The organism is Streptococcus rifensis, from assembly GCF_053203525.1.
The window spans coordinates 1-14,550 of sequence record NZ_JBRUCW010000020.1; the positions used below are offsets into that span (position 1 = coordinate 1).

Below are 14,550 nucleotides of genomic sequence, written 5' to 3' on the forward strand. Positions count from 1 at the left end.
AGCCTTAATGGTCTGGTATTTTCTTGTTTCTGTCATGGTTAAGTCTATCCTTTGCATGATACTAGAATAACAGATGGGACATTTTTACCTTCGACCTAACTAGGACATTATCACTTTCGAATGATAAATTTAAAATAAAAGAGCAAATGTCCTTGCTAAATGGGTAAGTTTCTGTTATACTATTCAGGTATGTGGTGAAAAACCCGTTAAATCAATCAGGAGGAAGATGTAAGAATGGCTAAAGTATGTTACTTTACAGGTCGTAAGACTGTATCTGGCAACAACCGCTCTCATGCGATGAACCAAACGAAACGCACAGTTAAACCAAACCTTCAAAAAGTTACTGTTTTGATCGACGGTAAACCTAAAAAAGTTTGGGTTTCAGCACGTGCTCTTAAATCAGGTAAAGTTGAACGCGTATAAGCAGCGAGAACAGTCCGTAAGGGCTGTTTTTTGATGCCCCTAGATATCAGATGCTTATTCGACCAGTTAGTTGATGGATTGGGCTTTGTTTTTACACTTAGCGCTAAATGTGGTAAAATGAAGTATCATACTAAATGAGGTAGTTAAGATGACTGTAAAAATTAATACTCAAGATGGTCAAATCGAATTAACAGACGATGTTATAGCAACGGTTGTTGGTACGGCCACAACGGAAATTTTTGGTGTTGTTGGAATGGCGAGCAAGGCAGCTATCAAGGATAACTTTAATGCGCTTTTACGCCGTGAAAATTACGCTAAGGGCGTTGTTGTCCGCACAGAAGAATCTGGTGGTATTGCTGTAGATGTCTATACTGTCATGAGTTATGGTGTTAAAATTAGTGAAGTGTCCAGGAATATTCAAGAAAGTGTGAAATTCCAGTTGGAAAATCAGTTAGGGATTTCCGCTGAGACGGTCAATGTCTTTATTCAAAATATCAAGGTCGTAGGAGAGTAATCGTGTCAAAAATCACAACCAGTTTATTTCAGGAAATGGTTCAGGCGGCATCAACCCGCCTTAATAAACAGGCTGAGTATGTCAACTCGCTCAATGTTTTTCCTGTTCCAGACGGAGACACTGGAACCAATATGGGGATGACCTTGACGAATGGGGCTAAAGAAGTAGCTAATAAACCTGCTTCAACTGTTGGTGAGGTTGGTCAAATCTTATCGAAAGGCCTATTGATGGGCGCACGTGGCAACTCAGGCGTTATTACCTCTCAGTTGTTCCGTGGGTTTGGTCAAGCGATCAAAGACAAGGAAGACCTTGATGGGAAAGACTTGGCTCGTGCCTTCCAAAGTGGTGTAGAAGTGGCCTATAAAGCGGTTATGAAACCTGTCGAAGGGACAATTTTGACTGTTTCCCGTGGTGCAGCAACTGCGGCGCTTAAAAAGGCTGAAGAAACGGATGATGCTGTTGAGGTCATGCGTGCGGCCTTAAATGGGGCTAATCGTGCCCTCAAAAAGACCCCAGATTTGCTACCAGTCCTTAAGGAAGTTGGTGTCGTTGACTCTGGTGGTCAAGGACTTGTCTATATTTATGAAGGGTTCTTATCAGCTTTGACAGGCGAGTATATTGCTTCTGAAGACTTTGAAGTGACTCCAGCTGTTATGAGTGAAATGATTAATGCAGAGCATCATAAGGCTGTTGTTGGTCATGTAGCGACAGAAGACATCACTTTTGGCTATTGTACTGAAATTATGGTAGCTTTGCGCCAAGGCCCTACCTATGTCAAAGAGTTCAACTATGATGAATTCCAAGGTTATTTAAGCCATCTAGGCGATTCTCTTCTTGTGGTTAACGATGATGAAATTGTTAAAGTTCATGTCCACACGGAAGATCCAGGCCTTGTTATGCAAGAAGGGCTTAAATATGGTAGCTTAGTGAAGGTTAAAGTGGATAACATGCGTGAGCAACATGAAGCGCAAGTTGAACGGGTTGCTACTCCTGCTGGACCGCAAAAAGACTTTGGCATTATAGCTGTGTCTGCTGGTGATGGCTTGGCAGAAATCTTTAAAGGTCAAGGGGTTGATTATGTTATTTCTGGTGGTCAAACGATGAATCCTTCGACAGAGGATATTGTTAAAGCCATTGAAGAGGTTAATGCTAAACATATTATTATCTTGCCAAACAATAAGAACATCCAGATGGCTGCTGAAGCAGCTGCAGAAGTAGTAGAACAACCTGCTGTAGTAGTCGCTTCCCGGACAATCCCGCAAGGTTTGACCAGTCTTTTGGCTTTTGATGCGACTAAGTCTTTAGAGGAAAATCATGAAGCGATGTCTGCAGCACTTGCTGAGGTTGTCAGTGGAAGCATTACGACTGCGGTTCGTGACACAACGATTGATGGCCTAGAGATTCATGAAAATGATAATCTTGGCATGGTAGATGGAAAAATTGTGGTTTCCCATCCTGATATGGCTACAGCTCTAAAGGAAGCCTTTACTCACATGCTTGATGAAGATAGTGAAATCGTGACGATTTACCTTGGAGAAGGATCAGATCAAGCTCTAATTGAATCCCTTTCGGAGCAGTTGGAAGAACAATATGAAGATCTTGAAATCGAAGTTTACCCAGGCGATCAGCCCGTTTATCCCTATCTTTTCAGTGTAGAATAAAACGTAGAACCTAGGACAAAGTTAGTCTCTGTTCTAGGCATTGAGACTCACTGTTTGGTGAGTCTCAATTTTTAATTCGCCTCAATTCTTCTTGTTGTACTTGAGGAGATTATTGGCCTTGCCAGTTATAGCTGAAGGCTTTTGTTTTAAAACCGAAAATTATCCGTTTTAAAAAAGAAATCCTTTGCTTTTTGTGGGAAACATGGTATGATATAGAGAAATCGTTTGAATTTTTAGAAAATAGATAGAACGGAGGATGCATGAAAAAAATAAAACTTGAAAGCCCTAAAAAAGGATCACAATTAGTGTTAGAGACGCTAAAATCATTAGGGATTGATATCATTTTTGGCTATCCTGGAGGAGCCGTCTTACCTCTTTATGATGCCATCCACCAGTTTGAGGGTATCCGACATGTCTTATCGCGCCATGAACAAGGTTCTCTCCACGAAGCAGAGGGCTATGCTAAATCAACCGGTAAAATTGGGGTCTCCCTAGTGACCTCAGGCCCAGGAGCGACCAATGCTATCACAGGGATTGCCGATGCCATGGGCGATAGCGTACCGCTCCTAGTCTTTACAGGTCAAGTAGCAACGCCTGGTATTGGGAAAGATGCCTTCCAAGAGGCGGATATTGTCGGAGTCACGATGCCAATCACCAAATACAATTACCAAGTGAGGCAGACAGAGGATATTCCAAGAATAATTACGGAAGCCATTCACATCGCAACGACTGGACGTCCTGGTCCTGTGGTTATTGATCTACCTAAGGACATCCAAGAAATGGAAGTCGAGGAGATTAACGACCCAACCCTTCATTTACCAAGTTACCAGCCAACCATTACCCCTAATGGCTTACAAGTGAAGAAACTCTTGGAACAACTGGCTCACTTCAAGCGTCCACTCATTTTAGCTGGGGGCGGTGCCAATTATGCTGGAGCTTCTAAGGAGTTAGTAGCCTTTGCTGAACGGTATCAAATTCCTGTGGTAACGACTTTGTTGGGGTTAGGGCTTATTCCGAGCGATCATCCTCTCAGTTTAGGTATGGGTGGCATGCATGGGTCTTATGCGGCTAATATGGCCTTGACAGAGGCTGATTACATCATTAATTTCGGGTCTCGATTTGATGATCGTTTGACAGGCAAGGTCTCAACCTTTGCTAAGGACGCTTTTGTAGCTCATGTGGATATCGATCCGGCAGAAATTTCTAAGATTATCAAGGCTGATATTCCTATTGTGGGAGATGCTAAGGAAGCTTTAGAGCAACTGCTTAGCTATGAAACGGTGCCTACTGATACCAGCGATTGGGTCAAAACAGTGACCTACAACAAAGAGCGCGTGAAGCCATACGCGAAAGACCCTCACTTTGTCAAACCACAAGAAGTCATCGAACGTATTGGAGAACTGACCAATGGTGATGCAATTGTCGTGACTGATGTTGGGCAACATCAAATGTGGGTGGCACAGTATTACCCCTATAAAAACGAACGCCAATTAATTACCTCTGGTGGGCTAGGAACCATGGGATTTGGGATCCCGGCTGCTATTGGCGCTAAGCTCGCGAATCCAGACAAAGAGGTTGTTCTCTTTGTTGGAGATGGTGGTTTCCAAATGACCAATCAAGAGATGGCTATCCTGAATGGTTACGGGGTTCCGATTAAAATTGTTCTCCTCAACAATCATTCTCTGGGCATGGTGCGTCAATGGCAAGAGTCCTTCTATAATGAGAGAAGAAGCCAGTCAACTTTTGATGCAGAACCTAATTTCCAACTCCTGTCGCAGGCTTATGGTGTTAAAGCCCATCACTTTGAAAACCCAGCAACAATCGCTGAGGATTTAAAGGTCGTTCTAGAGAACGTTCCCATGTTGATTGAAGTGTCTATTTCAAATCGAGAACGTGTCTATCCGATGGTGCCAACTGGCAAGAGCAATCATGAAATGTTGGGGGTGGAATTCCATGCGTAGAATGCTAACCGCAAAACTTCGAAATTCAACAGGAGTTCTCAATCGCTTTACAGGTGTTCTTTCACGTCGCCAGGTCAATATTGAATCCATATCGGTAGGGCACACGGAAGATCGCTTGATTTCCAGAGTGACTGTTATTATAGAAGTTGATACCTTAGACGACGTAGAACAAATCATTAAACAACTGAACCGCCAGGTTGATGTGGTGAGAGTCAGAGACATCACAGATTTACCTCACTTGGAGAGGGAAGTTATTCTTGTTAAGATTTCGGCACCGCCAGTCAAGCGAGCAGAGATACTAGCGATTATCCAGCCTTTCAGAGCGAGTGTTGTTGATGTGGCACCTAAGTCGATTACCATACAGATGACTGGAGATTCTGAGAAAATAGAAGCTCTCTTGCGTGTCATCACACCTTATGGCATCAAAAACGTAGCTCGGACAGGTGTTACTGGTTTTACTCGGGATTAAAACTCTCCTAGCATAGTCCTTTGGACACAAGATAAAATAGAAAAGAGATTATTATGGCAGTAGAAATGCAATACGAAAAAGACGTTCAAGTAGTAGCACTTCAAGATAAGAAAATTGCAGTCATTGGTTATGGATCACAAGGTCATGCTCATGCTCAAAACCTTCGTGACTCTGGGAATGATGTGATTATCGGTGTTCGTGCTGGTAAATCCTTTGACAAAGCAAAAGAAGATGGCTTTGCGACCTATTCAGTTGCAGAGGCAACAAAATTAGCAGACGTCATTATGATTTTGGCACCGGATGAAATTCAAGCAGATACCTATAAGGAAGAGATTGAACCAAACTTAGAAGCAGGTAACGCTCTTGGCTTTGCGCATGGTTTTAACATTCATTTTGAATTCATCAAAGCACCTGCTGATGTCGATGTCTTTATGGTAGCACCTAAAGGTCCAGGGCACTTAGTCCGCCGGACTTATGAAGAGGGTTTTGGTGTTCCAGCGCTTTACGCAGTATATCAAGATGCGACAGGCAACGCTAAACATATTGCTATGGATTGGGCAAAAGGTGTTGGTTCTGCGCGTGTTGGTCTCTTAGAAACAACCTTCAAAGAAGAGACAGAAGAAGATCTCTTTGGGGAGCAGGCTGTTCTTTGTGGAGGTTTGACAGCTTTAATTGAAGCTGGCTTTGAAGTCTTAACAGAAGCAGGTTACGCCCCAGAATTGGCATACTTTGAAGTGCTTCATGAAATGAAATTGATTGTGGACTTGATTTATGAAGGTGGCTTTAAGAAAATGCGTCAATCTATTTCTAACACAGCTGAATATGGGGACTATGTTTCTGGGCCACGTGTGATTACCGACCAAGTTAAGGAAAACATGAAGGCTGTGCTTGGAGATATTCAATCTGGTAAGTTTGCCAATGACTTTGTTGATGACTACAAGGCTGGACGTCCTAAATTGCAGGCTTATCGCGATGCGGCTACTGATCTTGAAATTGAAAAAGTTGGTGCAGAACTCCGTAAAGCAATGCCATTTGTTGGCCGTAATGATGATGATAACTTTAAGATTTACAACTAATGAATGGGCCTAAGGCTATGATAGTGGTGCTACAAGACATCTTTATAGCATATGGCCAATCAGTTGATTTTCAGAAGACCGTGAGGTCTTCTTTTTTGCTTGGACGAGCTGATTGTTTTTGAAATAGAAATGTTGTGGTCAATTCTCTAAACTGCTGAAGGATAAAGTGATAGCTAGATTGTATTAAGGGCTCTGACATAGCTTCTCATTTCGATAAGGAAAGAGAGCCCCATTTTCAATTAGTTGACCCTCAAAAGAGACTTATGATACAATTTAGAAAAAATTAGAAGTAGAAGAGGGACTGGATGAAACGCTTAAAAGGATCTTTCGTGGTCAGTCTTATACTAATAAGTGTATTGCTTGGGGATCTTCAGACTGTATTTGCTACAGAAAAAATATCAGAAATTGATTTAGCTAAGGCTATGGGGGAAGATCTTGAAGCCTCCTATCAACCTCAGGGAGGTAGCATTGTCATCGATGCGGCAACAGGCCAGGTTCTTTATGCACGTGATGCAGATAAGGTGTGGCATGTGGCAAGTTTAACCAAGATCATGACCCTTTATCTGGCTTATGAAGCCCTGGAATCCGGGGAGATTTCAGAAAAAGAGACGTTTAAGGTTACTCAAAAATATGTAGATATTTCCCAAATATATGCCCTAAGTAACAATAAAATGAAATTGGGAGCAGAATACACTTTTGATGACTTAGTAAAACTGATGATGATTGTTTCGTCCAACGCAGCCACCATGTTAATGGCTGATACCATAGCTGGAGATGAGGGTGCCTTTGTCGATTTGATGAATGCTAAGGCTAAAGAACTGGGCATGACTCAGACTCGTTTTTATAATGCTTCTGGATCAAGCAATGAACTGTTAGGTGATTATGCGCCCAAAAACCAGCCTAAAGATGGCGATAACCAGGGAACTGCCAGAGATTTTGCCTTGCTCAGTTACCGTCTTTTAAAGGATTATCCTCAAGCGATAAACCATACGAATCAGTATCGTTTGACCATAAAAAAAGAGTCAGATCATGAAGAAAGCTTTACAGCCCATCACCTCTCTTTAGAAGGAGGGCCGACTGCCTACAAAGGAACCGATGGTCTTAAAACTGGCTCCAGTGATAGTGCTGGCTACAACCTGGTTTCCACTGCAAAGCAAAATGGTATGCGCCTGATTTCGGTCGTATTGGGTGTCGGTGATTGGCCGGATGATGACGCTGAAAAAGCACGTAACATCATCAGCAATGCCTTACACGATGCTCAATTTAAACAATACAGCTATGAGAGAGTGCTGGCAAGAGGAGTTCATACGATTAACGAAGAAACAATCGTGCTAGAGGAAGATCTCTATGCCGTTGTGGAAAAAGAGACCGCGCCTACCTTTGTCCTTGAAGACCATTATCTTAGTATAGAGGGAGACTTCTCGTTTGTTTCAGAAGCGATAAAGCGTCCAGTGGCTTCCTATCGTACTTATCAAACTCCAAAACCTCAAAAAGGTTCTTTTCTCAAACAAACCTGGCATGGGATTGCCTACCAGTGGTGGTTGCTTGGCTTAGGCTCGCTCTTAATGTTAATAGTAGGACTTTGGCTGATTTTGAGCAGTAAATCCGTTAAAAAAGGAAAGCATGGGAGAGTTAAGTAAATCTCCTAGTGCAGCCTTATAAAAGAGTCTGATAAAACTATATACTCCCTTTGTAGTCGCTAGTGAAAGTCAACATTCACGAGAAATGATAAAAGGAGTTTTGCTATATCAAAAAAGATTATGAAACTGTAGTAGACGTTGAGTGAATGCTAGATCTTTGCAGTATAGACGGAGCAAGCTTTAAAACGTTTTCTAAAGTGTCTTTTTTGGAAACAGTGAAAAGATGAAGAAAAATTCTGAATTTTTTGCTATAATAGACATTATTTTCAAAGGAAGTGGTAGAATGATTGACGTTAATGATGTAAAGCGTGCTTATCATGTATTAAAAGATGTGGTGGTGCATACGCCACTAGATTATGATCGTTATTTATCTGAAAAATATGGTGCAAGGATTTACCTCAAGCGGGAGAATGCTCAAAAAGTAAGATCTTTTAAACTGCGTGGAGCATACTATGCCATCAGCCAGTTGACTAAGGAAGAAAAAGAACGAGGGGTTGTCTGTGCTTCGGCAGGGAATCATGCTCAGGGAGTTGCCTATACCTGCAACGAAATGAAAATACCCGCAACCATTTTTATGCCTGTACCGACACCGCAGCAAAAAGTCACGCAAGTTCAATTTTTTGGTGGGGATTATGTGACCATTCAGTTGGTAGGTGATACCTTTGATGAGTCTGCTAAGGCAGCCATGGCTTACACTGCAGAACATGCCATGACGTTTATCGATCCGTTTGATGACCCTAACGTTCAAGCCGGTCAGGGAACAGTTGCCTATGAAATTATGGAGACTGCAGAGCGTGAAGGCATCGTTTTTGATCAATTAATGATTCCCATTGGCGGAGGAGGTCTGATGGCCGGTATGGCTACTTATCTCAAATCCAAGGCTCCGCATATCAAGTTAATCGGTGTCGAGTCTAGTGGAGCAGCATCTATGGCTGCGGCCTTTGAAGCAGGAGCACCGGTTCAATTGGAGGCTATCGATAAGTTTGCGGATGGGATAGCAGTTCAAAAGGTTGGTCAAAAAACCTACCAAGTAGCTCGTCGATTGGTCGACCAGCTTGTGGCGGTTGATGAAGGATTGATTTCTGAAACAGTAATCGATCTGTATTCAAAGCAAGGAATCGTCGCAGAGCCTGCTGGGGCAGCATCGATTGCGGCACTTGAAGTGCTAAAAGATGACATTAAGGGCAAGACGATTTGCTGTGTGATTTCAGGTGGGAACAATGATATCAACCGCATGCCTGAGATGGAGGAGCGTGCTCTCATTTATGATGGGATCAAGCACTACTTTGTGGTTAATTTTCCTCAACGTCCGGGAGCCTTGAGGGAATTTGTGAATGATATTTTAGGTCCTAATGATGACATCACACGTTTTGAGTATATCAAACGAGCCAATCGTGGAACTGGTCCAGTCTTGATTGGTATTTCCTTGGGAAACAAAAGGGACTACGAACCTCTAATGCAGAGGTTAGCAGCCTTCGATCCAAGCTATATTAACTTACATGGTAATGAGACCCTCTATAGCTTGCTTGTATAAATAGGTTTTTCTTGACAAGGAATTGTCCCAATGATATAATACAGATAGAGAACATTAATAAGGAGGTAGATACATGTTCGGGTTTGTAAGATTAGTTATAGTCTTAGTGATTATTTTTTTGATAGTGGCTGTTTTAGCATCCAGTATTTATGTGGTCAAACAACAGACCGTTGCGATTATTGAGCGGTTTGGGAAATACCAACGTACAGCAACTGCAGGTATTCAATTTAAGATGCCATTTGGGATTGATCGGATTGCTGCTCGTATTCAATTGCGCGTCTTGCAGAGTGAAATTGTTGTCGAAACCAAGACACAGGATAACGTCTTTGTTACCTTAAATGTTGCAACTCAGTATCAAGTCAATGAGTCAAATGTCAAAGATGCTTATTATAAATTGATGCGACCTGAAGCTCAAATCAAGTCCTATATTGAGGATGCGTTACGGTCATCTGTTCCCAAATTGACTCTGGATGAGCTCTTTGAGAAAAAAGATGAGATTGCCCTTGAAGTGCAAAAACAGGTAGCTGAGGAAATGTCAACCTACGGCTACATTATCGTTAAAACCTTGATTACGAAAGTTGAACCAGATGCGGAAGTGAAGCAATCTATGAATGAGATCAACGCCGCTCAGCGTAAGCGTGTTGCGGCTCAAGAATTAGCCAATGCAGATAAGATTAAAATTGTCACTGCTGCTGAAGCTGAGGCAGAAAAAGACCGTTTGCACGGGGTGGGTATCGCTCAACAGCGTAAGGCTATTGTAGATGGCTTGGCAGACTCGATCCAAGAGCTAAAAGATTCTAATGTTAGCCTGACAGAGGAACAGATTATGTCTATTCTATTGACCAACCAGTACCTCGATACCTTAAATACCTTTGCCGGTCAAGGGCATCAGACCCTCTTTTTGCCAAACTCACCTAATGCCATGGATGACATCCGTTCACAAATATTATCAGCCTTGAAAGCAAAATAACTTGTGAAGAATTTCCTCAAAAATAAAACGTTTGATTAATCAAATAGGGTATGCTATAATGACTATCTAAAAAGTTTAATTAGAAGGAGGAATAAGACATGACTAACTATGAAAAAGTAGAAGCAGTTATTAATTGGGTCCGTGAGAAGAAACTGACCGGATACCGTATCAGTAAAGAAACCAATGCTCGTGAAATGTCAATTATTGCTCTTGCTCAGGGACGTGCAAAAATTGATAATATTGCGTTCGCAACGGCTCTTGGGTTAATCGATTTTTATGATAAAAATCATGAGAAGTATGACAATTAATCTTTAGGAGTTTAGAGTCTGAGGCCTCGGTCTTGGACTTTTATATTGGCTTTAAAGGAAAATCCCTTCAGTCCTTTTGTATTTACTATGTTTTTTGATATAATGGATTGATCACTATAAAGGGGAGAACATTGTGTTTTTAGAAATTTTAAAAGCTGTCTTGTACGGAATTGTCGAAGGCATTACAGAATGGTTGCCAGTATCCTCAACAGGCCATTTGATTTTAGTGGAAGAATGGGTGAAGTTTCGCTCTGCAACACCTGAATTCATGGAAATGTTTAATGTTGTGATTCAGCTCGGAGCGATTTTAGCGGTAATGGTCATCTATTTTGATCGGTTAAATCCTTTTAAGAAGGGAAAAACATCTAATCAAGTAAGATTGACTTGGCAGCTTTGGGCGAAGGTTGTGGTCGCTTGTATTCCAGCTGTTATCATCGGACTTCCTTTGGATGATTGGTTAGATGCTCATTTTTATAATTTACCGGTGGTGGCAACGATGTTGATTGTCTATGGGCTTGTCTTTATCTGGATGGAAAAATATCGCCGTCAAGAGCCTGTCGTGACTAGTCTTGCTAAGATGTCCTACAAAACAGCTTTTCAAATTGGTTTGTTTCAGGTATTAGCCCTCATTCCTGGTACTAGTCGTTCGGGGGCAACCATCATCGGAGGGATGTTGATGGGGACCAGTCGTTCGGTTGCGACAGAGTTTACCTTTTACTTGGCTATTCCGGTTATGTTCGGCGCCAGCCTATTGAAGGTCTTAAAATTACTCGGCTCTGGTGTCGGTGTGACCGGTGACCAATGGGTCGTTCTGGCTGTTGCTATGATTGTTGCTTTTATAGTGTCTTTAGTGGCTATTCGCTTCTTAACAGGCTATGTGAAGAAAAACGACTTTACCATTTTTGGGAAGTACCGTATTGTCCTTGGTGTTCTTCTCCTAGTTTATGCAGGGGTTAAATGGTTGATCTAATAAGCAAGTATCTGCTTAAATCAAATGCATTTTCAAAAACGCTAAAGCTCTTGGTATCGTAAAAGATTCACATAGAGAAGCGTTTTATATATAAGGGTTAAGGTAGTCGCTTGACTGCCTTTTCTTTGAAAAAAGATAGATTTTTGGGTATAATGTTAGGACATATTGAAGTCCACTTTTCTATGAGGAATTTGGGTTTCTCAGGATTGATGAAAATGATAAAATTGAGATAGATAGAGGTAGATTATGGAAGTCAAACAAATTAGTGATTCGACCTTAAAAATCACAATACAATTGGATGATTTAGAAGCACGTGGGATGGAATTGTCTGATTTTCTCATGCCTCAGGAGAAGACAGAGGAATTCTTTTACAGCATTCTAGATGAATTAGAAATGCCGGAGCATTTTTTACACTCAGGGATGTTGTCCTTTAGGGTGACCCCTAAACCAGATAAGTTAGATATCTTTGTGACTAAGTCAGACATTGATCAGGAATTAGATTTTCAGGATTTAGCGGATATGGCCAATGTAGAGGATATCTCGCATCTGTCACCTGATGAATTTTTTAAAACCTTGGAGAAAACCCTCAAGGACAAAAGTTCTTCTGATGAGAAAGCAGTCGCAGCTCTGGAATTACTAGAAAATCAATTGGAGAAAGACGTTGAAGATGAGATAGATGGCGGTGATAGAAATCGTTATGTTTATTTTACTTTGCGTTTTCGCGATCTCCCAGAGGCGATTGTTTTTTCAAAAAATGTTGATTATCCGGTGGATACCTCTGAACTTTATAAATATAGTGGTGCCTATTATATGACGGTCTTGTTAGATTTTCTTAATGAGACGCCGCGTTATGCTAGTGCCATTCATTCGCGTATTTTAGAGCACGCTGAGGATACTGGGGTGACGAGACCCTATTTACAGGAGCATGGCTATCTTATGCTACAAGTAGACGCTATTAATCAACTGAAGAGGATAGAGTTAGCATGATTCCTTTTGCACTTCAGTATATTTTAGTGTTTATCGCAACCTTTTTAATAACAGTCATCTTAACGCCGATGGTTAAATTGTTGGCGGTCAAAATAGGAGCGGTAGACCATCCAAATGCTAGGCGGATTAACAAGGTTCCTATGCCTAGTGCAGGTGGACTGGCTATTATTATAGCTTTTTCCATAGCTGTCCTAGTGCTTTTGCCTATGATTGTCAAGGTTAGTGATATCCGTGGGCATGATTTCTTGAGTTATGCTTGGCCAGTCGTTCTCAGCGGTTGGGTCGTTGCTCTCACAGGGCTCATTGATGATGTCGTGGAATTGTCAGCCAAGTGGAAGTTGTTAGGGCAAACACTTGCAGCGCTCATGATTTATGCCTTCACGGATTTTCACTTTGATAAGTTCAAGATTCCTTTTGGTGGCCCTTTTATTGAATTTTCTCCCCTCGTTACCTTTGTCGTTACGGTCGTCTGGATTGTTGGAATCATGAATGCTGTTAATCTGATGGATGGTTTGGATGGCTTGGTTTCAGGGGTATCCATTATCTCCTTGGTTACCATGGGGATTGTTTCCTACTTCTTTTTGTTTGATAGCAATCTTTTCCTGACCTTGATGATTTTTATTTTAGTAGCAGCTATTCTAGGTTTTTTACCCTATAATTACAATCCGGCCATCATCTACTTGGGAGATACTGGGGCCTTATTTATCGGTTTTCTGATTGCTGTTTTTTCCCTTCAGGGATTAAAAAATGCCACTGCTGTTGCCGTGGTGACACCGATGATTATTCTAGGAGTTCCTATTACCGACACGGTCATGGCTATCATTCGGAGGACCTTGTCCAAGCAGAAATTCTATGAACCAGATAAGATGCACCTGCACCATCGGCTCCTTTCCTTGGGATTGACTCACCGAGGGACCGTGCTGATGATCTATGCGATATCCTTTATTTTTTCAAGCATTTCTTTGTTGTTTAACATTTCCAGTCGTCTGGGAGGGATCTTACTTGTCGTTGCTTTGGTTTTTGGGATTTGGCTATTGGCTGAATTGACAGGCATTTTGGGTGAAAACCGAACCCCGATTCTCAATCTCTTGCGCTTCATTGGGAATAGCGGTTATCGTCAGGAAATATTAGGGAAATACAAGCAAAAATCTAAAAAGTAGAAAACAAAAGAAAAGCCTCAATAGGCTTTTTTTGATATAATACTAAGAATAAACGTTTTCACAAAGAAAGGAAAAAGAGATGTCAGTTTTAGAAATTAAAAACCTCCATGTTTCCATTGAGGAAAAAGAGATCCTTAAAGGTGTTAATATGACCCTTAAAACAGGAGAAATCGCAGCGGTGATGGGGCCTAATGGAACAGGGAAGTCAACCCTATCGGCTGCGATTATGGGAAATCCTAATTTTGAAATCACAGAAGGAGAAGTTCTTTTTGATGGCGTCAATGTTCTGGAATTAGAAGTAGATGAGCGAGCTCGCATGGGGCTGTTTTTGGCCATGCAGTACCCTTCTGAAATTCCTGGCATTACCAATGCTGAGTTCTTGAGAGCAGCGATGAATGCTGGCAAAGAAGACGAGGACAAGATCTCAGTTATGGATTTCATCAAGAAACTGGATGAAAAGATGGAGCTTCTGAACATGAAGGAAGAGATGGCTGAGCGCTACCTCAATGAAGGCTTTTCAGGTGGTGAGAAAAAACGCAATGAAATTCTACAATTGCTTATGTTAGAACCGACCTTTGCTCTTCTTGATGAGATTGACTCAGGACTTGATATCGATGCCCTCAAAGTAGTCTCTAAAGGGATTAATGCCATGCGAGGAGAAGGGTTTGGCGCCATGATTATCACCCATTACCAGCGCCTTCTTAACTACATCACTCCTGATGTGGTGCACATCATGATGGATGGTCGTGTGGTACTCTCTGGTGGTCCTGAATTGGCCCTTCGCCTTGAAAAAGAAGGCTATGCTAAAATTGCTGAAGAACTTGGCATGCACTACGAAGAAGAAGTTTAAGTTACCTTCTACGGCACATAGATTTCT

General features: G+C 41.7%; 14 protein-coding genes. All 14 read left to right on the forward strand.

What is annotated here, in order from left to right:
- Positions 1-234: 234 nt before the first annotated feature.
- The 14 genes from rpmB (at position 235) to sufC (ending at position 14,523) form a co-directional block, all read left to right on the forward strand.
- A complete protein-coding gene (rpmB, locus tag ACVRYP_RS10125) occupies positions 235-423 on the forward strand; it encodes a 50S ribosomal protein L28 (protein WP_001140949.1) in 189 nt (62 codons plus the stop codon).
- Between the two features lie 148 nt (positions 424-571).
- Entirely contained in the window at positions 572-937 is a 366-nt protein-coding gene (locus ACVRYP_RS10130) for an Asp23/Gls24 family envelope stress response protein (protein ID WP_447468593.1), read from the forward strand.
- 2 nt (positions 938-939) lie between these two features.
- Positions 940-2,598 carry a fatty acid kinase ATP-binding subunit FakA gene (gene fakA / locus ACVRYP_RS10135; protein WP_447468594.1) on the forward strand — a complete coding sequence of 553 codons (1,659 nt, stop codon included), beginning with the start codon at positions 940-942 and terminating at the stop codon, positions 2,596-2,598.
- Positions 2,599-2,858: 260 nt separating this feature from the next.
- Entirely contained in the window at positions 2,859-4,559 is a 1,701-nt protein-coding gene (locus tag ACVRYP_RS10140) for an acetolactate synthase large subunit (protein WP_447468595.1), read from the forward strand.
- Positions 4,552-5,028 (forward strand): acetolactate synthase small subunit, encoded by a 477-nt coding sequence (gene ilvN, locus ACVRYP_RS10145; RefSeq protein WP_447468596.1) that lies wholly within the window; start codon positions 4,552-4,554, stop codon positions 5,026-5,028. The genes ACVRYP_RS10140 and ilvN overlap by 8 nt, the downstream gene beginning before the upstream one ends.
- A 53-nt stretch (positions 5,029-5,081) precedes the next feature.
- Positions 5,082-6,104 carry a ketol-acid reductoisomerase gene (ilvC, locus tag ACVRYP_RS10150; protein WP_447468597.1) on the forward strand — a complete coding sequence of 341 codons (1,023 nt, stop codon included), beginning with the start codon at positions 5,082-5,084 and terminating at the stop codon, positions 6,102-6,104.
- A 305-nt stretch (positions 6,105-6,409) separates the two neighbouring features.
- Complete coding sequence (locus ACVRYP_RS10155; RefSeq protein ID WP_447468598.1) at positions 6,410-7,744, forward strand: D-alanyl-D-alanine carboxypeptidase; 1,335 nt, start codon at positions 6,410-6,412, stop codon at positions 7,742-7,744.
- Between the two features lie 283 nt (positions 7,745-8,027).
- Entirely contained in the window at positions 8,028-9,278 is a 1,251-nt protein-coding gene (gene ilvA / locus ACVRYP_RS10160; protein ID WP_447468599.1) for a threonine ammonia-lyase IlvA, read from the forward strand.
- 73 nt (positions 9,279-9,351) lie between these two features.
- On the forward strand, positions 9,352-10,248 hold the full coding sequence (locus tag ACVRYP_RS10165) for an SPFH domain-containing protein (protein WP_447468600.1): 897 nt from the start codon (positions 9,352-9,354) through the stop codon (positions 10,246-10,248).
- A 98-nt stretch (positions 10,249-10,346) separates the two neighbouring features.
- Positions 10,347-10,556, forward strand: a complete 210-nt coding sequence (locus ACVRYP_RS10170; RefSeq protein WP_307122497.1) for a capsule biosynthesis transcriptional regulator — start codon at positions 10,347-10,349, stop codon at positions 10,554-10,556.
- 130 nt (positions 10,557-10,686) lie between these two features.
- Positions 10,687-11,526 carry an undecaprenyl-diphosphate phosphatase gene (locus ACVRYP_RS10175; protein ID WP_447468617.1) on the forward strand — a complete coding sequence of 280 codons (840 nt, stop codon included), beginning with the start codon at positions 10,687-10,689 and terminating at the stop codon, positions 11,524-11,526.
- A 246-nt stretch (positions 11,527-11,772) separates the two neighbouring features.
- Positions 11,773-12,513: an adaptor protein MecA gene (gene mecA, locus ACVRYP_RS10180; RefSeq protein WP_447468601.1), complete on the forward strand. Its 741-nt coding sequence runs from the start codon at positions 11,773-11,775 to the stop codon at positions 12,511-12,513.
- Positions 12,510-13,673: a glycosyltransferase family 4 protein gene (locus ACVRYP_RS10185; RefSeq protein WP_447468602.1), complete on the forward strand. Its 1,164-nt coding sequence runs from the start codon at positions 12,510-12,512 to the stop codon at positions 13,671-13,673. The genes mecA and ACVRYP_RS10185 overlap by 4 nt, the downstream gene beginning before the upstream one ends.
- A gap of 79 nt (positions 13,674-13,752) precedes the next feature.
- Positions 13,753-14,523, forward strand: a complete 771-nt coding sequence (gene sufC, locus ACVRYP_RS10190) for a Fe-S cluster assembly ATPase SufC (RefSeq protein WP_447468603.1) — start codon at positions 13,753-13,755, stop codon at positions 14,521-14,523.
- Positions 14,524-14,550: the final 27 nt, after the last annotated feature.